The sequence below is a fragment of the Methanosarcina sp. WH1 genome (genome assembly GCF_000970005.1).
Lineage (GTDB): Archaea > Halobacteriota > Methanosarcinia > Methanosarcinales > Methanosarcinaceae > Methanosarcina.
In genome coordinates this window covers 3,585,406-3,603,899 of record NZ_CP009504.1, presented here as the reverse complement: position 1 = coordinate 3,603,899, position 18,494 = coordinate 3,585,406, and the positions used below count along the sequence as shown (strand labels likewise).

Sequence of the window (18,494 nt, the reverse complement as noted above, 5' to 3'; positions counted from 1 at the left end):
GTTACATTCTCTCTATATAATGGAGCTGGAAGAAATAGGTATGACCGAATAGTGAAGTCTTGGCGGATTGTTAAAGAATCGCCCGGAGTTACCTGCTCCTGCTCTGGCAATATGTTGATGGGAATGTATTTTCAGAGCTGCTGTGTTGGGGGACACCGTAAGGGATGAGGGTGGCACCGGGCTTCTTCTCACAACTTTTTCTTTATCGCACCGTTTTCTCTCCGGACCTTTTCCCGGTTATTTTAAATGTTGTTAAAAATGGGCGCTTGATCGGAAGGGGGATGTCATTTTTTTTTATATGAAGCTCAACCACTTCTTTCAGGTTCGAAACTGCTTCTTCAATCGTTTTTCCCTGGCTTGATATGTCCAGTTCCAGGCAAGAGGATACGTACTGCTCATTCTCCTTTTTCACCATTGCAGAAAATGTAAACATTTCTGTCATGTTTTGTAATACTTCAGTGTTTATGTTAAATATTTCGCAGTTAGCTATTTATTCTCTGATTAAAGCGGAAGTTTAGCTGAAGTCCCTGGAATTTTTTTATAAAGGCCGTGACTTAGGTTATTTCTATTTTGAGACCTGAAAGTTTTCATGTTTATGCAGGTTTGAACATATGATGTGATCAGTATGAAAAAAGACATTCATCTTCAGTTCAAACTCCCTGGTATTTATAAAACTACTTTTATAGTGATATCTGGAAACTTAATAAAGGAGATATCATATGGAAGCGGAAATGACCTCAAGGGAGCGTTTTATTAACGCACTCGAAAGAAAAGATGTAGACCGTGTCCCATACGGCTACCTGTGGTTCGGAGCAGGGCATGCGGTATTGGAGCGGATGGGTGCAAGCCTCAAGGACGCCTACGGTTCTGCAGAGGGAATTGCAAGGGCGCAGATCCTTGCGCGGGAGATGTATCACCACGACAATGTGATGTCTCCATGGGGCTGCCTTCTCGTGGAAGCTGAGGCGCTAGGGACGAAGGTGAACATCAAGGAAAACGGGTACCCGACTGTTGAGAAGTATGCCCTGAAGTCTGCGGCAGAACATGAAAAGATAAATCCAATGGACGTCGAGCGTTCGGAGCGGGTGAAGACCGTTGCCGGATCAATAGAAATTCTCAAGAAAGAAATCGGGGACGAAGCCTTTATTACCGGAGCAACTATGGCTCCTTTGATGCTGGTTTCTCAGGTCATGGGGGGTAGCAGGCTCTGTATTGATATGCTCAAGGACCGGGAAGGTTTACACGCCCTGCTGGATAAACTTACGGAAAGTTGCATACTTTTTGCCGACTCCCTGCTTGAAGCTGGAGCTGACGGCATTTTTGTCGAAAACGGAGAAAGCACAGGCGACCTTTTCAGCCCCCAGATGGCTGAAGAATTCATGCTGCCGTATACGAAGAAACTTTATGACTATATCAAAGCTGAAGGAGGATACGTAATTTCTCATAACTGCGCAGCCCAGGCCTTCTATGACCTGGAATTGAAACTAGAACCCAATGCCCTTAACTTTGCCTTCGGGGACGTCAGGCTGCTCGGCAAAAAGTACGGGGTCGAATGTAAAAAGCTCCATAACCACAAAAACATCGGGTGCGGCCCGAGGCACTGTTTCAAGGAGTTTAATGAATTCTCGGGTGCAGGCATCTGCCTTATGGGAAACATCATCCCGGACGCTCCTCTCGCCGGCTCTCGCGCTGAGATCGAGCATGAGGTAAAAAGCTGTCTCTCCGCAGCCCCGGAAAAAGGTTTTATCCTTGCCACAGGCTGCGAAATCCCTCTGAACACTCCGCTTGAAAAGATGGAAATGCTCTGGGATGCAGTAAAAGCTGGGATTTAAGGCTTTTTGTGTCTTCAACCCGACCTTTCGGTACTCGTCCTCATGGGAGTCCTTTTACTGACCGCTCTGAGGCAGGTGGGGTCTTTGAGGCCGCATATCTGGCAGGTTATGACTCTGGGGGCTTTCTCGGTATTGTTGCTCGGGAAAATCCCACCTCAGGAGGTTTTCAGGGCAATCAACCTGGACGTGCTCCTCTTCCTTTTCGGGGCTTTTTGTGTGGGTGAGACGCTTAACAGGAGCGGATACTTTGCCTGGCTTGGGAGTCGGATAGTTTCAAGGGCAACTGATTGTGCTTGCTGCTGGAAGTACAATTGCAGGAATTTTTTACTCCTGGGAGCTGCAAACAATGTTATAATACTTTAGAATGCTGAAAAAGAATGTGATACATTTCTTTTAATCGAATTAGCCATAATTATGATCTTAATTCCATTTTTAGATGTTATTATTTATCTTATCTTCCTTTAAACTCTAAATATAATATTGTTTCTCTAAATAAAACTAAAAAATCGTTTTTATCTTTAAATGCCCTTTTAAAACCTATTGATCCTTTTATAAATCTAGTTGGTTATCCCCTGCAGTATATAAAGGGTTTTCAACCCTCCGATAAACTTGATATACTGAAAGCACATACACTTTTTTCTGGAAGATATCAGATCATGACCCAGAATACTACCGATTCAAATCCCAGGCGCAAACGCGCTAAAGGTACCGCACAGACGAAAACCCTCGGGCCGGTTGACGACCTTGAACCTCATGTCCGATCCGATTGGTGGCAGACTCTTTTTAACTCCCTTTACCTCAAGACCGATGCCGATCTTCTGGATGATATGGAAGTTACAAGGAAAGAAACAGATCTTGTTGTTTCCATCCTCGGACTTGCTCCTGAAGACACGGTTCTTGACCTTTGCTGTGGACAGGGCAGGCATGTCCTGGAACTGGCAAGAAGGGGGTTTTCAAATGTTGAAGGCTATGATAGGTCCCAATACCTTATCCGGAAAGCAAGAACAAGGGCTCAGAAGGAAAACCTGCAGGTCAGGTTTAGGGAAGGGGACGCAAGAAAACTTCCGTATCCATCTGATACTTTCTCTGTAGTTATCATCCTTGGAAACAGCTTCGGATACTTTGATTCCACTCTGCATGATCGAAAAGTGCTTGAGGAGGTTTTCAGAGTACTGAAGCCCGGAGGCAGGGTCTTTATTGATGCTGTAGATGGGGACTATATGAAAAAGAATTTTCAGCCGAGATCATGGGAATGGCTGGACAGGAAGTATTTCGTATGCAGGGAAAGGGCTCTTTCTTCTGATGGTGACCGCCTGATCTGCAGGGAGGTTATATGTCGCAACGACCGGGGAATAATTGCAGACCAGTTTTACGCTGAGAGGCTGTACAACAGGGAAAGCCTTTTTGAGTTGCTTACTGCATCAGGTTTTAGCATCCCTACTTTTCATACAACTTTCAGTCCCATATCAACAGGGACCCAGGATGCAGGAATGATGGGGCAGAGAATCCTGTTTTCGGCAACTGTTGAGAAATCCTGGCCTCTTCTTCAGAATGCTGAAAGTAAAAAGCCCCTGAACGTTGTTGTGGTGCTCGGAGACCCACGAAAGGAAGATCAGGTCAAGCCTGCCTGCGTATTTGATGATGATGATTTCGAAACTGTTAACAGAATGAAAAAGGCTCTTGCCGATATTCCTTACATGAAATTCACTTTCCTGGACAGGCACGAAACCCTTCTCGAAGACCTCAAAAAGAAGGCTGGAAAAACTGACCTTGTACTCAACCTCTGTGATGAAGGCTTTTACAATGACCCTACAAAAGAGCTCCATGTTCCTGCCCTGCTTGAACAGTTAAATATTCCTTATACAGGCGCGGGCCCCCAGTGCCTTGCCTTCTGCTATGATAAGTCTCTTGTAAGGGGGGTCGCCCGTGAGATGCGGATTCCTGTGGCAAAAGGAATTCTCGTTACCGGGGATTCTGACGTTTCAAGGCTTTCTCTCTCTTTCCCTCTGCTTGTAAAACCCAATTCCGGAGATTCAAGTTTCGGAATAACGCAGAAAAGCATAGTCCACAGCAGGGAAGAAATATTTGAGATAATGAAGGAGACGAGGGAAAAAATAGGGTCTGATAAGCCTTTTCTGCTGGAGGAGTTCCTTCCCGGGAAAGACATCAGTGTTGGCATCATAGGAAACCCGCCTTTCTGTACTGTGCTGCCTATCACGGAAGAAGACTACTCTGCAGTCCCTGAAAACCTCCCCAGAATCTGTGGGTATGAGGCCAAATGGCTCCCGGATTCTCCGTACTGGAAGATCAAATCCGTACCGGCGATACTTTCTGAAAAGACCGAAAAAGAAATTCTGAGATGTTGCCTTGCTCTCTTTACAAGGTTGGGTTGCCGCGACTATGCTCGTTTTGACTGGAGACTTGACGCCGAAGGCAGGCCAAAATTGCTTGAAGTAAATCCGAACCCTGGCTGGTGCTGGGACGGGCACCTTGCAAAAATGGCCGCTTATACCAATATCTCCTACTCCGGTATGCTGGCAGCAATTCTTGAGGCTGCAAAGAAAAGGTCTGGTATCGGAACCAGTGTAAAGGTTGAGCTGCATAAGAAACTCTCTGGACAAATCTCCAGGAAGAGCCCGGCTGAATGTGCTGCGGAATTCGAGGAGGAAGTCGAAGCTAAAGGCTCTATCGAATCAGAAACCGACAGAAAAAGAAACATTTTCTCCGGCAATTCTGAAACAATACAGGCTCTTTAAGAGTATATATATCAAAAAGTAACATCAAAAAGACCGGTTAAGAAAAAGGTTAGATTTGAAAAAAAATTATATTCAAAAAACTCATTATATTCAAAAAAACTAAGTCATAAAACTACGGAATGCGAAAGATCGATTTCTTCCTTTTTTCTTCCCTTTCGCTTTCCTTTTACTTCTGGATTATTATCGTGAGGATATCCTCGTCCTCCATTCTGTGATCGAGCCCTACTCTTTGCCCGGGGTGTTTTGCAGATGGGCCCCATATCTGGGCATAGCGGAACTTCCTGCGAAAATCGCGATGCAGACGGTCACAGATCTGACCTATGTTTGTCCTGCTCATAACTATAAGGGGCTCTTCCATATCTGCTGGTCCTCCCTGAGGTTTCAGGTAGACTCGAATAAAGCCCAGGCAGTCATAAATAGCGTCTTTGAGAGCCTCGATATTAGTGCCTTTATGGGCTGAGATGAAAATTGAGTTCGGGTACATTTTCCTACACTCTTCTATCAGCTGAGGGTAGGCAAGGTCAACCTTGTTGACCGCGATCAAAGAGCGGACATAACTCCGGTTGTCCAGGACGACATCTATGAGCTGGTCCACAGTGATGTTTTCTCTTATAAGGACATGGGCATTGTGGATTTTGTATTCATCCAGCACGGCTTTGATGGTCTCTTCATCGAGGTCAAGATCAATGGTTGAGTTTATCTCGACTCCACCTCTGTCCTTTCTCTTGATGGTAACGTCAGGGGGTACCTCATCCACACGGATTCCTGCCTGATAAAGTTCGTCCATAAGCACTTCATAGTGCTTGGGCTGAAAAACATCAAGCAAAAAGATAACCATGTCGGAGTTTCTTATGACCGAAATTACTTCTTTCCCGCGTCCGCGCCCTGAAGACGCGCCTTTTACAAGCCCGGGTACGTCAAGGAACTGAATTGTTGCGCCTTTGTGCTCAAGCACGCCAGGCACTACAGTAAGGGTGGTGAATTCGTATGCAGCTACCTCTGATTTTGCGCCAGTAACTTTGTTTAGAAGAGTGGATTTCCCTACCGATGGGAAGCCCACAAGAGTTACGGTACCGTCTCCCGATTTCTTGACCGAGTAACCGTCTCCTCCACTCTTTGAGGAGGCTTTCTTCTCAATTTCGTCCCGCATGCGGGCGATCTTGGCTTTTAGCCTGCCTATGTGGTGAGAAGTTGCCTTATTGTACTGGGTCTTTCGGATTTCGTCTTCTACTTCCTGTATTTGCTCCTGTATGCTGCTCATCTGGAACCTGCCGATTTCGGGACTGAAGAAATGATTTTCATAGTACTTTAAAAAAGAAACCGCATCCAAACGGTCTCTATAAACCTTTTTTGATCCAAAACAGATCCGTTATCTGGATATTTTATCCTGAATAGTTGGATGAAATATATATACCTATGGAATGATCTTTATCGCTACTGAATGGTTTTTACTGCTATCATTATTTTGTCCTCTCGCTGCTAAACGGTTTTTACTGCTATCATTATTTTGTTGGCATGAAATGATTTGTACTGATTGATCCGAAAGTGAATAAATTGGGCCGTCATTTATATATCTCAATATATATAATAATATTTAAATCTTCTTGATGGGAAGCCCTCTGGCAAATATACACAACAAACGTCTTTATTCAAAAGAAATATTCTCTCCAGTTCTCTCATATACCTGCAGCCCAGCCGGAAGCTTTGAGGCAAATTCTGTGGAGCTAAGGGTTTGCAGGAATTTTCGGACTTCAGGGGTTTCCAGTATCTCTTTTCTGACCAGGAAGTCATATTCTTCTTCTGCAAATTTTAGGAATTTCAGGCAGTTTCTTTCCGCACAGTTCTTTATGCCCACACCGGCATCAGCCTTTCCTGAAAGAACCGCCTCGCAGACTGCAACTTCAGATTTCGCTCCGGAACCGTATCCAGGGATTAAGTCCGTAAACTCTTTTTTGCTTATTCCCCTTTCCCGTGCTAGCTCTTCTATTTTCATCTCAAGAAGCGCCCTTGTGCCCGACCCTCTGTTTCGGTTAATCAGGCGTTTTCCTGGCAGATCTTCAAGTCCGGAAACCAGGCTGTCATGTCTGACAAGGAGCCCCACTTCTCGCCTGTATCCTTTAACAAGCACAGCTCTGGAAAGCCCCATTGCCTCTATTGTGGGGGTATTGTACCGGGTCTCATTTGGCAGGATCCCGGTCTGTCCTTCGGAATATCTGGTGGGCATGTTCACTCCTGCGATATCCGCCATGCCTGTGGCAATTGCACTGAAACCCCCGCTTGAGCCGGTGTTAAGTGTTCTGAACCTGAGTCCGCTAAGGTCTTCCAGAACATCAAGTCCGGGGCAGAAACCGCCTGCTATGAGCAGGTCCGGCTTTTCAACTTCTCCAAAAAGGGTGACTTCCACTGGAGTTCCTGCTTCTATATACTCTGTCTCCGGTGGGATTTCTATAAAGCCATCTGCTCCGGAAAGAGATGTTATGGCCCCTGAGCCCCTGTCTGCAGGATAAACCCGTCCCCTTACCATGCCTACGGGAAGGAGCTGCTGCCTCCCTTCGGAACGGAGATCCATACCCATTATTCCTTCTTCCGTTTTTTTGATTCCAGCTTCTGCTCCAAGGGATTTTCTAAGAAGAGGAGCCACAAATTCATTGAAGATCATTAAAGCAGATGTAGGGTTCCCGGGAAGCCCGATTATCGGGACATCTTTTATGATGCCGATTATTACAGGTTTTCCAGGTTTTATGTTGATTCCGTGGGCAAGGGTCTCTCCTGCTTCGTCTATTAACCGGTACATCATATCCCCAGCCCCGGATGACGTGCTGCCCGAAGTCAGGATAAGGGCACACTCCGAAACCGCAGTTTCAAGCGCTTTTTCCATCACATTCTCGTTGTCCTTTACAATCCCGTAATTCAGGGGGAAAGCTCCACATTCCCGGACTCCTGTGTACAGTGTGTAGGAGTTTGCGTCATATATCTTCCCCGAAGCCAGTTTTTCTCCCGGATTAACCAGTTCGTCTCCAGTCGAAATTATTCCGACAGGTAGCCTGATTACGGGAACTTCTTTTTTTCCTATGGAAGCCAGGACTCCGATTTCTCTTGTTCCCAGTTTCCTTCCCCTGCGCAGCACCCTTTCTCCTTTCAGGATATCAGAGCCTGCTTTCATGATATTTTCTCCCACGGTTACAGGTCTGGAGATAAGTGCAGTCCCGTTTTCTTCAGAGGTATATTCAACCATAACCACAGCATCAGCCCCTTTGGGAATCGGGGCTCCTGTTGCAATCTCCATGGCTTCTCCTGTCGAGACCGTGAATTTTGCATCCGAACCTGCAGGGATATTCCCAAGCAGTTTCAGCTTTACAGGCTCTGTTTCACTGCAGGCATACGTATCTTCCGCCCGGACCGTGTACCCGTCCATTGTTGCTCTCGGAAAAGGGGGGACATTAATTTCGGTAATAATATCCTCTGCAAGGATTTTTCCGTGGGCATTTTCAAGGGCTGAGCTTTCTTTTTCAGAACGGATCTGAAGGCGGTTTATTATTCTCCGAGCTTCCTCTACAGAGACAAGTTCCCGAAATTCTTTGCGTTTCATAAGAGTCAAACCTGAAATCTTATCGGTTCAGATGGATTTTTTCCTTAATAGCATTTCCCGGTGCATATCAATATGTTCTTGCATCCGTAAACGAAATAGATTCCAGCTAAAAGGGTTTACTGGGAAAAATATTGATCGAAAAAAGATTTTGGCGGGAAAAATCCCGCAATTTTGTTTTTGTCTTCAGAGTCGCGCCTTTTCATCGAACAGACTCTTTTATTTATAAATGGGTGCGCCTGTGTTCTGGGTTATTTTATCAAAGGCTTCAACCATTTTCATTGTAAGGGGTCCGGGTTTGCCTGTACCTATGAGTCTTCCGTCAAGCCTGGTAACGGGGGCTGATTCGGCTGCAGTTCCGGTGACAAAGATTTCATCTGCTGTGTAGAGGTCAAACAGGCCGAGATTTGATTCGATGACTTTGTATCCCATCTCGTCCAGAAGTTCGATGGCTGTAGCTCTTGTGATGCCTTTTAAGTTGCTTATTGTGTGGGGAGTAAAGACCTGGTTGTTTTTGACAATAAAGATATTGTCTCCCGAGCCTTCGCAAACAAAGCCGTTCTGGTCAAGGAAAATGGCTTCATCTCCTCCTTTTTCGTTGGCTTCAATCTTTGCGAGTATGTTGTTGAGATAATTCAGGGACTTGATGTTCGGGGACAGGGCATCCGGGGCATTTCTACGGACGCAGACGCTAACTCCGGTGAGCCCTACTTCGTAAAGATCGCCGTACATGGCTCCCCATCCCTGGGCGATAACAACGACAGTTGGCTTATCACATTTGCGGGGGTCAAGCCCGAGGTCGCCGATTCCTCTTGAGACGATGGGGCGGATATAAGCATCTTTGAGGTTGTTTTTCCTGAGGGTCTCAAGGATTATCTCGGTCATTTCTTCTTTTGTGATTGGGATGTCCATTGCGATTGCTTTTGCTGAGTCATAAAGCCTGTCGACGTGCTCCTTTAACTTGAAGACACGTCCGTTGTATGCCCTTATACCTTCGAACACACCATCGCCGTAGAGGAATCCGTGGTCATAGACCGAAACTTTGGCTTCAGCTTTTGGGACAAATTTCCCGTCTAAATAAATCAGTAAATCACTCATTTGCAAATCGTCCTTTTCAGTTTTTATTTCCTGTAGGTATTTCTCTGGTGCTTTCGACCCAGTACAGTTTTTAATCTACAGGTCAAATAGCCCATTTAACTTTTCTACTCTTTTGCAGTATGTAAGCTCTATGAAAAGCTCTTAAACGAAATCAGAATTCCGGGAGAGTTGCCATACTGAAATTTTTAAGAAACACTCCAAGTAAAGTGGGTAGATATTAAATATATATTACAATTCCGCTTCCACATAAATATTTTAAGATTTTATACCGCTCCAATTAATGCGTTCATACAAAAGGCTTTTATCTTAGAAGGCTCATTTCGTATTCCGCAATAGGATAAGCAACCAGGGCTCGTGGCTTAGCCAGGATATAGCGCTGGGCTTCTAACCCAGACGTCGGGGGTTCAAATCCCTTCGAGCCCGCTTTATTCTTCTTGCTTACTTTTGACTAATCTTGGGAAACAAACCTCGACCTTCTTCCTGATGTTCTTATACTTTTATTTTGAAACTCCTACTCTTTTCCCATTTGATTTTGTCTTTTTTCGGCAATGGATTTTGGCATAGGTGCAGTTTTTTACGGAAGCCTGGGTAGTATCTCTTCTTAAAAATAGCAGATATTCAAAAACAGGTTTGAAAGTTGAAATAAATGGAAATTAAATAAAAAAGCAGTCCACCGGGAATGCTGAAAATCTGGAAATTCCCGGTATAATTTCGCGCAATGATGTTTCCTGTTTTTTATAAATCCCGATCTCGGAAGATCTTTTTATTAACTGCTCTTCCGGGTTTCGGGCACCATCTGAACGCTCTCTTCCGAGGGCATGATTATTGCTAGAATAATATATATAACGATCCCGATCCCGTTTGCCATGGCAAGGAGAACAAAGGCAAGCCTTACTAAGGTTGGGTCAATCCCTAAGTATTTCCCGATCCCGCCGCAAATCCCAAAGAGCATACGGTCACTCTTACTTTTTGTCAGGCGTTTTTCCATTTTATAAACCGTGTGTTTTTCTTCTTTTGTCTCTTTTCCTGTTTCTTCTCCGGGTCTTTCCCCCGGTTCTGTTCTGGCTTCTTTTTCTTCCATGGTTTTTTCAGGTTTTTCCCATGATTTCTCTGTATAGCCAGTTTCAAGTTCTCCTGGAGCCTTAAAATCACTTTCTTTCGGTTCCTTTTTTTCCTCTAATTCTGGATTTTCCTGCATATTGATTATTCTATTTATACGGATTTATATTATTCTACTATATATTTTAACTTTTTTAGTAACTATTCAGCCACTGATAAAAAAGTATGTTTTTTCAGCAAAATGCTGAAATTCTCAGAATAATAGCGGCGCTCCTTTGAGCGCCGCGAGAATACCGTCTATAACAGGTAAATCGTTCTTTTTAATGGTTGAGATATAAGCTCTAATTCTGCAGAAAGCTTCCGCTCCTTGTATAGTTCTGAAAGTTCCTGATATTTTCTGCTGTAATTTCATCATCCTTATGTCTCTTTCTGCTTGGTTATTCTCAAACGGAACTCTCAAGTCATTGAGGAATCTCAGGATCTGTTTTTTGTTTTCTATAAACCTGTCAAGTAGGTTCCTTGCTTTTGTTTTTGGATTTTTACCACGTTTTCCTTGTTTTTCAGGGTTTAGAGAAGGTGGATTTTCTTCAATCCCTTTCATGACTACAGCATCGAACCTTTCTTCTAACACTTTAATTTGCTCAAAGTCCAGATCTTTGACCTGCTCTTTACACTCATCAGTATACTTTTTCATTTCTGTTAACAGTTCATTCATCTCTTTAGCCCATTGCTGTTTATAGTTCTCCTCAATTCCAGTAAGTTCTCTCTGGAGATGAGCATTGCAAAGAGCATGATCACATTCATAACTGTTATAGGGTTTCCATCCGTCATGAACTGCTATTCCTTTAAACTCTGGAAGAATTCCCATGGCATTAATTGCTTCTGATCCTCTTTTTGAGTGAGCAAAATAACAGGTGTATTTGTCATTAGAAGCTACATGAAGCCAATGCCTTTTTCCTTCAATTTTCATCCCAGTTTCATCACAATGGATTACAGGAGAAGTTATTAACCTCTCTGACTCACATTTTCAAACTCCTCTAAATTCCGGAAGCATTCTTTTTCTGCTCTGATTATCGTAGCAGAACAGATTTTTATCCCCATAACGTCATCAAAAAACTCTAAAATCCTTTTATAGGGAATAAACTGGTAGTTTTTACAGTAAATTGCTGAAGCTAAAATATTAGGACCATACTGGACGGGATATTTCACAGATTCTGGAAAAGAAGCTTTATTTGATTTTCCACAGTGAGTACAGGTCTTAATCTGACTTCGATGTTCCGTAACAATTAGATTTACAGGAGGAATATCAAAAATTTGTCTTCTCTCATAAGCTTCAACTTCAACATCCTCAAGAGTATGTCCACATTCTTTGCAGCAGGTCAAAGAATGTTCAATTACCTAATCAGGATCATTAACCATATCAAGAGTTGTGCCTGGATGACCTTCTTGACCTCCAGGTTTCTTCCCACTCTTTTTCCGGAGACTCTTGGGATTAGGTTTTTCTTTGACTGAAAAGTCAGTAGAAGGAGGTTTACTGCTGTTTCTGCTATTTTGATTTAAGCGAGATTCTAAAATCCTTACACGTTCTTCTAGTTCAGCAATTCGAATAGCTTGTTCTTCTATGATAGTTTCAAGTCTCTGGATTACAGAAATTACAGCTTCAGGACCAGCTTCATAGATAACGAGGATCTCTTCACGTGTAAGCATAATAACGAAACAAAATAGGATTCAATTTATATGCAATTTTTCCTCGAAAAGAGGAAAAATTGTAGCCTTTCAAAGGCTACCTGAATTGTTACCTTTTTTATTATTTTCTCTCCGAGCCTCATATTTCAAATCCCCAAACTAAACGAGGTCAAAATTGCAGTCGATTTGGGTTGATACTAGTGCATCGATTCCCAAATAAATCCATTATTTGGTGAGGGATTTGTTGGTCACGAGATGGATTTTGAAGTTTAGGTTTATGGATGTAATCTGGAATCGATACACTAGTCATGCTGGTCAACCGACAGAATCAAGTCAAGCCTTCATAAACCTTCAGCAGGAACCCCCTGAGTCTTTAGCTCAGGGATAGTTGACATGTGCTACTATGGTTCGTATAGTGAGTAAACGATTGGCTAAGATCAAAAAATCATATGAATAAAATATGAATTATGTGAATAAAATATGAATTATGTGAATAAAATATGAATTATGTGAATAAAATATAAATCATGTGGATATAATATGAATTATGTGACTGAACTATAAATCATGTGAATGAAATATGAATATTCATACAGCTTCTCAGGACGGTCTGTCAAAAAGTCATTTGATCCGGTTCTTTTCTAGTTTCATTGGAAATTCCATAATAATTTGAAAGAAATGAACCATATTAATTAAAGCCCTGCCTCATTTTTTTGGCTCTTTAATATTTATTCCTGATTCATGTATCATTATTCCCTTGTCCGTCAGATGATATTTTCCCTCTTCAACCTTAAGAAAGCCTTCCTTAAGCAAGAGGTCCATATGGTATCTATACATGAAGTCATCAAGGCCTGATTTTACCTTTAGCTCTTCTATGTTTATTCCAATAAAACCGATTATGCGGATGAGTTTTCTCCTTTCATAATTCAGAGCAATTTTTTCCGCCATGATATGATCCATTTTAATAGCTTTAGCTTCACTTGGTTCGTTCTCAGAAGCCATGTAGACCTCAAGTTCGTCTTTTTCTCCTTCTTGCATATTATTGCTCCCGGTATTTCTCGAATATAAATTTATAATAAATCTACTATTTGTATTTTTTTTATTTATCTTCATCTCCATTTTAACTCTAAGGCGAGAAGTCCCCTTCCTCGACAGCCGAAGGCTGGCAGGTGAGGGATGAAAACCGTCAACTTCTACAAAACAACAGTAACATAATTATTCATACTTATAGTTAAATCAATACAGTTATAACCATATGGCATAAAATGGGTCTTTGAAGCCATTCTGTATATTCACTCTATTATCATTTCGTTCTATGCATGAATATAGAAGAAAAGCTCTTATGAACCCTTTAGTTATTGATTTTCTCAAAACTAAAATTCATAGCATAAGTGAAACATTTGATGTTGAATACTAAAATAGATACAATCAATCCAGAAAAGATCATTGTAAAAAAGAAGCAATAGATGGAATAGACTGCACAAAACATATAGAAAAATGGAAGCAAAAAAGTCTAATCAGATAAAAGATTTTCAACATAAGCTTTCCAAAACTATGATTGTGAACACCAGAGCCAATACAATAATTGTTGGTGATCTTAATGTAAAAAATATGGCTCAATCAAAGAAAGTAACTGGAAAAAAAATGGAAAAAGAAAACGTTCTCAGAATAGATCAACCCAAAATCAAGGATACCTTTCTTGGTTCATCGAATTCTTGACAACCCAAAATCGAGGATACTTTCTTGGTTCATCGAATTCTTGACCTACAAGACGGAGCTTGCAGATAAAAGAGCAATAAGAATTGATGAAGCTTATACCTCAAAAGAGTGCTGTGTTTGCGGAAAAAGACATGAAATGCCTCTTTGAGAAAATATTATGAAATGTGATTGCGGAAACGTTATTGATATAGATAGGAATAGTGTTATCAACGTCATGAAACGGTTCTTATCACAAAATGTTTTGTGGACAGGCTATCAGAAATTTTCTGATAATCTTCGACAAACAGGATTACAGATGGATACTTGCATTATGCAAATATCCAGGTGACGTAATTACTCGAAGGAAGCTCTACCCTCGGAGCGAAGTGGTAGGGCGGGGCAGTTCACTGTGTATTTGAATTTCGAACAATTTGCGGTCTGACTTTAAGGTTGACGTTGTCCATTATCCAATTGTATAAATGGTTTGAATTTTAAGACACGCTCTTAGATTTCTTCCCGTTATTCCTTTTCCTTTCAATGGCATTCAGTGCAGTCGCACTCTTGACTCCTGTGGAATACTCCGTATAGCATTAAAGGTAGCAGGAGGGCCGCAAAACCGATCTTAATGCCTTCTGGAAGTAGTTCTCCTGCGCTTCCTAGGGTCGCAGTCGCACTTATTCCCAGTTTGAGGTAAAGCCAGTCAAGAAGGATTCCTGCCCCAAGGGAGCACAGGGAGATAACTCCCAAGTAGAGCGCTGCAGAACGCTTTCCAAGGAACCGGACGACCATGGTTATGGTTGCCGCATTAGTTGCAGGACCTGCAAGAAGGAAAACAAAAGCTGTGCCGGGGCTCATTCCTTTGGCTACGAGGCTTGCGGCAAGAGGAGTCGAGGCTGTAGCACAGATGTAGAGTGGAATGCCCACTACAAGCATGACCAGCATCGACCCGAGCCCTCCTCCCAGGTATTCCTTAATCAGGGTTTCGGGAACAGCGTAGGAAATTATCCCTGCAAGCAGGATTCCAATCAGCATCCACTTGGCGATTTCTCCGGGAAGTTCTATGTAGGCATATTTCAGTCCACCCAGAAACTGCTCTTTTAGAGACCTTTTGCTTCTTCCCTCAGGTCCGGTTTCCTTTTTTCCTGTTCCGGGAACTTCAGGTGAGCTGTAACCACAAGCAGAGGAGCTGCATTTGCTTCCGGCTGCCGATACTCCTACAAGGGTCGAAACTGCAAGGATTTCTGCTTTTTTCCCGGGATTTTCCTGTTTTTTATTCCCTTTTTTTTCCGGCTCTTCCCCTATCAGCAGGTTGTTGGCAAGCCCTGCAAGAAGGGCAGTTGCAAGGGTTGCAAGTGGGCGGAAAATAGTCATCAGGGGGTCAAGGAGGGCGTAGGTGATTGCAATGGAGTCCACTCCGGTCTGGGGGGTTGAAATCAGGAAAGAAAGGGTTGCGCCCCGGTTTGCTCCCCTTTTCCTTATAGACATGGCTGCGGGGATCACTCCGCAGGAACACAGGGGAAGGGGAAGCCCTGCCAGAGAAGCATTGATAACGGAGCGGACTTTTCCTGCTGATGTTCCCAGGTAATCCACGATTTTTTGGTCCGGAACAATTATATTGAGGAGGCCTGCAACGCCGAAGCCGAAAATGAGGTAAGGGGCAGCTTCCACAAAGATTTTCCCGGAGGCGAGAAGGATTCCCGAAAGAAGGGACGGAATGAAGTTAAGGAATTCAAGGCTCATGTTTTTTCCTCCACATGTTCAAGGCACATCTCGATGAGTGTGCGTACATGGTCGTCTGCGATGTAGTAAACCGTATATTTTCCTTCCCGCCTGACTCTTACAAGGTCAAGCTGCCTGAGGATCCGAAGCCCATGAGAGACCGCAGACTGCGTGACTTCAAGAATCTGCTCGAGTTCACAGACGCACATTTCTTTCTGCCTGAGTAAAAAAAGGATTTTCAAGCGGGTATCCGATTGAAGCGCCTGGAAGACTGCAGACATCTGCGTAATATTTTTGGAATCAGGGATCGTCCGCAGCAGGTTTTTTATCTGCTCGGGGTTAACTCTCTCGCACTTTTCTTTCATGAACATATGAACAATTGCTCATATATTAATCCCTTTCTAAAAACTTCTCCGACCTGAAATGGTGAAATGAGGTGAAGAGTTAAAGAAGGAGGGAAAAGTGCAGAAAAAGAGCTGAAAAATGAACAGGTCAAACGGTTGCAGAGAAATATGGTTTGGAAAATGTTTTTCTATGCCTTTTTATTCTGTTTTCAAAATCTCAGGATAAGGGCAGCAAAAGATACAAGGGCAAAAAGGGATACCCAGTCTCTTTTTTGCATTAAAAGTTCATGCATCGAGGTCCTGCAAGTTCCCTGGTACCCCCTGCTTTCCATTGCCAGAGCTAATTCTTCAGCATCCCTTACCACGCCTCTTATCAGGGGAATTACAAGGGCAGGGACTGAGTGGAAAGGATTCCGCCCGAAATACATGCCCCTTGAAGCCTGGGCAGCTTTTGTTCGCTCAACCCTCTCAAAGAGAAGGGGCAGAAAGGCTATTGAGAGGTTCATCATTGTAGCAAGTTCAAAGGAGTTAATTCCCAGCCAGCGAAGAGGAAGTGGGCGAAGTATTCTCTCTATCCCGCAGGTAATTGCCGAAGGGTCGGTGCTGGCTGTCATAAGGGCAGCAAAAAGCAGGAGAAGTATAAACCTTGCAGAAAGCCTGAGCCCATTTTGAAGTCCCTCGATACTCGGCTGCAGAATCCAGAAAGAAGCCAGCACTCTTCCTTCGATGAAAAATAGCTGCGCAAGAAAGATGAATATGATAAACAGCAGCATAGGTCTGACTGCCCGGAAAAACACTCTGGCTGGCAGCCCGGAGAATGATGTAAGGGCAAAAAAGAACGCAAAGAGCATCCCTACCCCGAAAAAACTTTCAGTCCTGAAGGTCAGAATACCCAGCAGCATAACAGCTGCAAGTTTTGTCCTGGGATCAAGCTTATGCAGAAAGGAATCCCCTGGAACGTAACTGAAAACAGGTTCTGGCATACTTTTTTCTCGTTCTCTTTACTTTTTTCCTTTTATACTTTTTGTCTATTTTTCGGACAAATTTTCAAGCTTTTTTAGTCCATTTTTCAGCTTTTTCTTTTTCAATAATTGATTTCACTTTCAATATCTCTTCAAGAGCTTCTTCAACTGTGAATATGGCAGGATTTACCGGTAAGCCTCTTGCTTTAAGTTCTTTCATCATGGACGCTACCGGGGGAAGAGGCACTTTCTCGGTTTCAAGGTACTCTTTTCTGCTTCCCTGAAAACTTATCCTGCCTTCTCTGATAAGCACTATCTTCTCCAGAAGGGGAAAAAACCCTTTAAGATTATGGGTTACGGTTATGACTGCAGTTCCCTGATCTTTTATCTTTTTGAGGGTATCCAGAATTTCTTTTTTTCCTGCAGGATCCAGCCCTGTTATAGGTTCGTCCAGTACAAGGTAGTCCGGCTTGAGGGCAAGGGCTCCTGCAAGGGCAACTCTCTGCATTTCTCCCCCGCTCAGGCTGAACGGGTCTCTAAGTAGCATTGAGCGGTCGAAAGAAACGGCTTCAAGGGCTTCAAAGACCCTTTTTTCGGTTTCTTTTCTGGAATATCCGAAGTTTAGAGGTCCGAATGCTATCTCTTCATATATTGTCTTGCAAAAAAGCTGGTCTGCAGCTTGCTGAAAGAGCATCCCCACCCTTAGTTTAACTTCTTTTGAAGAGGGGGCAAGCCCGTCAACAGTCACTTTTCCCGAATCCGGGCGCAAAAGTCCGTTAAACATTTTTATAAGGGTGGATTTTCCTGCCCCTTTTTCTCCCAGGATTCCCACGAATTCCCCTTTTTCGATGCGCAGATTAACATCTTTTAAAGCTGCTGTTTCAAGAGGGGTATTTTTAGAGTAGATAAAACTCACGTTTTCAAGAATAATCGGCATATCTCCTCCGCAAAGCTGGAAGGGGAAGAGGTCTTTTCCCAGGGGACCGTGACTCCGTGATTTTTCAGGTGCTCTGCAAGTTCTATCAGGGAGGGCGGAGTGAACCTGAGATCCCGGAGAGACGGGTCTGAGAGTACATTCTCGGTTTTTCCTTCAAGAACTATCCTTCCTCTGTCCATTACGATAATCCGGTCTGCGGCATGAAGCTCTTCAAGATTATGTGTGATATATACTATAGTTTTTCCTTTTTCATGCAGCTTTTTTACGCGTTCGAGGACGGCTTTCCCCGAATCAGGGTCAAGCATGGAGGTTACTTCATCAAAAATAAGACATTCGGGTTCCATGGCGAGGACTCCTGCAAGAGCTGCGCACTGTCCTTGCCCTCCACTCAGGGTCTTTGGAGAATGATACCTGTATTTCTCAAGTTTCGTTTCAGCAAGGGCTCTATCCACACGTTTCCGGATTTCTATGGGCGGAAGGCAGAGATTCTCAGGCCCGAAAGCAAGGTCTTCTTCTACGGTCCTGCCAACAAACTGAGTTTCAGGGTTCTGGAATATGATTCCGACAATTTTCTTGATCCCCTGGAGTTTTGAAAAGTCTCCGGTATCCATGCCCTTTACCATAACCTTTCCTTTTTGAGGCTTCAGGAGTCCGTTAAGATGGAAAGAAAGAGTGGATTTACCGCTCCCATTTTTGCCTATTATCCCTATGTATTCCCCTTTTTTTATTTCCATGCTTATGTTTCTGAGGGCAGGGGTTCCATCAGGGTAACTGTAACTTACGTTTTCGAACCTTATCATGCTGAATCAAATTCTTT

16 protein-coding genes, 1 tRNA gene and 1 pseudogene are annotated in these 18,494 nt (G+C 43.3%); 6 read left to right on the top strand and 12 right to left on the bottom strand.

Annotation, left to right across the window (positions count from 1 at the left end; translation table 11 throughout):
- Window positions 1-202: 202 nt before the first annotated feature.
- A complete protein-coding gene (locus tag MSWH1_RS15940; protein WP_048129901.1) occupies window positions 203-442 on the bottom strand; it encodes a type II toxin-antitoxin system HicB family antitoxin in 240 nt (79 codons plus the stop codon).
- A gap of 277 nt (window positions 443-719) precedes the next feature.
- Between MSWH1_RS15940 and MSWH1_RS15935 the strand changes: the two genes are divergently transcribed.
- The 3 genes from MSWH1_RS15935 to MSWH1_RS15925 all read left to right on the top strand — a co-directional run bounded on the left by MSWH1_RS15935 (window position 720) and on the right by MSWH1_RS15925 (window position 4,588).
- The gene (locus MSWH1_RS15935) at window positions 720-1,832 is read left to right on the top strand and encodes a methylcobamide--CoM methyltransferase (RefSeq protein ID WP_048129900.1); all 1,113 of its coding nucleotides are present in this window, start codon (window positions 720-722) and stop codon (window positions 1,830-1,832) included.
- 6 nt (window positions 1,833-1,838) lie between these two features.
- A complete protein-coding gene (locus MSWH1_RS15930) occupies window positions 1,839-2,195 on the top strand; it encodes an SLC13 family permease (RefSeq protein ID WP_048129899.1) in 357 nt (118 codons plus the stop codon).
- Window positions 2,196-2,488: 293 nt separating this feature from the next.
- Window positions 2,489-4,588, top strand: coding sequence for a methyltransferase domain-containing protein (locus MSWH1_RS15925; protein ID WP_048129898.1), 2,100 nt, complete (start codon window positions 2,489-2,491; stop codon window positions 4,586-4,588).
- A gap of 166 nt (window positions 4,589-4,754) precedes the next feature.
- Here MSWH1_RS15925 and MSWH1_RS15920 read toward each other — a convergent pair whose 3' ends face one another.
- From MSWH1_RS15920 to ilvE, 3 genes are all read right to left on the bottom strand, one after another.
- Window positions 4,755-5,849: a GTP-binding protein gene (locus tag MSWH1_RS15920; protein ID WP_048130698.1), complete on the bottom strand. Its 1,095-nt coding sequence runs from the start codon at window positions 5,847-5,849 to the stop codon at window positions 4,755-4,757.
- A 384-nt stretch (window positions 5,850-6,233) separates the two neighbouring features.
- Window positions 6,234-8,177, bottom strand: a complete 1,944-nt coding sequence (locus MSWH1_RS15915) for a molybdopterin biosynthesis protein (protein ID WP_048129897.1) — start codon at window positions 8,175-8,177, stop codon at window positions 6,234-6,236.
- 216 nt (window positions 8,178-8,393) lie between these two features.
- Window positions 8,394-9,272, bottom strand: coding sequence for a branched-chain-amino-acid transaminase (ilvE, locus tag MSWH1_RS15910; RefSeq protein ID WP_048129896.1), 879 nt, complete (start codon window positions 9,270-9,272; stop codon window positions 8,394-8,396).
- A 348-nt stretch (window positions 9,273-9,620) separates the two neighbouring features.
- Between ilvE and MSWH1_RS15905 the strand changes: the two genes are divergently transcribed.
- Window positions 9,621-9,695: transfer RNA gene (locus MSWH1_RS15905), tRNA-Arg, on the top strand.
- Between the two features lie 343 nt (window positions 9,696-10,038).
- On the opposite strand, the gene MSWH1_RS15900 is transcribed toward MSWH1_RS15905, so the two are convergent.
- The 3 genes and pseudogenes from MSWH1_RS15900 to MSWH1_RS15885 form a co-directional block, all read right to left on the bottom strand.
- Complete coding sequence (locus MSWH1_RS15900; protein ID WP_048129895.1) at window positions 10,039-10,470, bottom strand: PspC domain-containing protein; 432 nt, start codon at window positions 10,468-10,470, stop codon at window positions 10,039-10,041.
- Window positions 10,471-10,584: 114 nt separating this feature from the next.
- A pseudogene (gene tnpC, locus MSWH1_RS15895) lies at window positions 10,585-12,038 on the bottom strand (IS66 family transposase).
- 684 nt (window positions 12,039-12,722) lie between these two features.
- Complete coding sequence (locus MSWH1_RS15885; RefSeq protein ID WP_048129894.1) at window positions 12,723-13,055, bottom strand: hypothetical protein; 333 nt, start codon at window positions 13,053-13,055, stop codon at window positions 12,723-12,725.
- Between the two features lie 459 nt (window positions 13,056-13,514).
- Between MSWH1_RS15885 and MSWH1_RS17680 the strand changes: the two genes are divergently transcribed.
- Window positions 13,515-13,736, top strand: a complete 222-nt coding sequence (locus MSWH1_RS17680; protein ID WP_052722700.1) for a hypothetical protein — start codon at window positions 13,515-13,517, stop codon at window positions 13,734-13,736.
- A gap of 40 nt (window positions 13,737-13,776) precedes the next feature.
- Window positions 13,777-13,884 carry a zinc ribbon domain-containing protein gene (locus tag MSWH1_RS19750; protein WP_197073923.1) on the top strand — a complete coding sequence of 36 codons (108 nt, stop codon included), beginning with the start codon at window positions 13,777-13,779 and terminating at the stop codon, window positions 13,882-13,884.
- Between the two features lie 365 nt (window positions 13,885-14,249).
- Here the strand turns inward: MSWH1_RS19750 and MSWH1_RS15875 are convergent, their stop codons facing one another.
- From MSWH1_RS15875 to MSWH1_RS15855, 5 genes are all read right to left on the bottom strand, one after another.
- Window positions 14,250-15,455 carry an SO_0444 family Cu/Zn efflux transporter gene (locus MSWH1_RS15875; RefSeq protein ID WP_048129893.1) on the bottom strand — a complete coding sequence of 402 codons (1,206 nt, stop codon included), beginning with the start codon at window positions 15,453-15,455 and terminating at the stop codon, window positions 14,250-14,252.
- Window positions 15,452-15,805 (bottom strand): helix-turn-helix transcriptional regulator, encoded by a 354-nt coding sequence (locus tag MSWH1_RS15870; protein WP_231591831.1) that lies wholly within the window; start codon window positions 15,803-15,805, stop codon window positions 15,452-15,454. The genes MSWH1_RS15875 and MSWH1_RS15870 overlap by 4 nt, the downstream gene beginning before the upstream one ends.
- A gap of 182 nt (window positions 15,806-15,987) precedes the next feature.
- Window positions 15,988-16,761 carry an energy-coupling factor transporter transmembrane protein EcfT gene (locus tag MSWH1_RS15865; RefSeq protein ID WP_048129892.1) on the bottom strand — a complete coding sequence of 258 codons (774 nt, stop codon included), beginning with the start codon at window positions 16,759-16,761 and terminating at the stop codon, window positions 15,988-15,990.
- A 64-nt stretch (window positions 16,762-16,825) separates the two neighbouring features.
- The gene (locus tag MSWH1_RS15860; RefSeq protein ID WP_048129891.1) at window positions 16,826-17,677 is read right to left on the bottom strand and encodes an ATP-binding cassette domain-containing protein; all 852 of its coding nucleotides are present in this window, start codon (window positions 17,675-17,677) and stop codon (window positions 16,826-16,828) included.
- Window positions 17,653-18,477, bottom strand: coding sequence for an energy-coupling factor transporter ATPase (locus MSWH1_RS15855; protein WP_048129890.1), 825 nt, complete (start codon window positions 18,475-18,477; stop codon window positions 17,653-17,655). The genes MSWH1_RS15860 and MSWH1_RS15855 overlap by 25 nt, the downstream gene beginning before the upstream one ends.
- Between the last annotated feature and the right edge of the window lie 17 nt (window positions 18,478-18,494).

Coding starts and splice junctions, on each gene's coding strand:
- MSWH1_RS15940 (WP_048129901.1), bottom strand. CDS start 442: ATGACAGAAATGTTTACATTTTCTGCAATGGTGAAAAAGGAGAATGAG.
- MSWH1_RS15935 (WP_048129900.1), top strand. CDS start 720: ATGGAAGCGGAAATGACCTCAAGGGAGCGTTTTATTAACGCACTCGAA.
- MSWH1_RS15925 (WP_048129898.1), top strand. CDS start 2,489: ATGACCCAGAATACTACCGATTCAAATCCCAGGCGCAAACGCGCTAAA.
- MSWH1_RS15920 (WP_048130698.1), bottom strand. CDS start 5,849: ATGAGCAGCATACAGGAGCAAATACAGGAAGTAGAAGACGAAATCCGA.
- MSWH1_RS15915 (WP_048129897.1), bottom strand. CDS start 8,177: ATGAAACGCAAAGAATTTCGGGAACTTGTCTCTGTAGAGGAAGCTCGG.
- ilvE (WP_048129896.1), bottom strand. CDS start 9,272: ATGAGTGATTTACTGATTTATTTAGACGGGAAATTTGTCCCAAAAGCT.
- MSWH1_RS15900 (WP_048129895.1), bottom strand. CDS start 10,470: ATGCAGGAAAATCCAGAATTAGAGGAAAAAAAGGAACCGAAAGAAAGT.
- MSWH1_RS15885 (WP_048129894.1), bottom strand. CDS start 13,055: ATGCAAGAAGGAGAAAAAGACGAACTTGAGGTCTACATGGCTTCTGAG.
- MSWH1_RS17680 (WP_052722700.1), top strand. CDS start 13,515: ATGGAAGCAAAAAAGTCTAATCAGATAAAAGATTTTCAACATAAGCTT.
- MSWH1_RS15875 (WP_048129893.1), bottom strand. CDS start 15,455: ATGAGCCTTGAATTCCTTAACTTCATTCCGTCCCTTCTTTCGGGAATC.
- MSWH1_RS15870 (WP_231591831.1), bottom strand. CDS start 15,805: ATGTTCATGAAAGAAAAGTGCGAGAGAGTTAACCCCGAGCAGATAAAA.
- MSWH1_RS15865 (WP_048129892.1), bottom strand. CDS start 16,761: ATGCCAGAACCTGTTTTCAGTTACGTTCCAGGGGATTCCTTTCTGCAT.
- MSWH1_RS15860 (WP_048129891.1), bottom strand. CDS start 17,677: ATGCCGATTATTCTTGAAAACGTGAGTTTTATCTACTCTAAAAATACC.
- MSWH1_RS15855 (WP_048129890.1), bottom strand. CDS start 18,477: ATGATAAGGTTCGAAAACGTAAGTTACAGTTACCCTGATGGAACCCCT.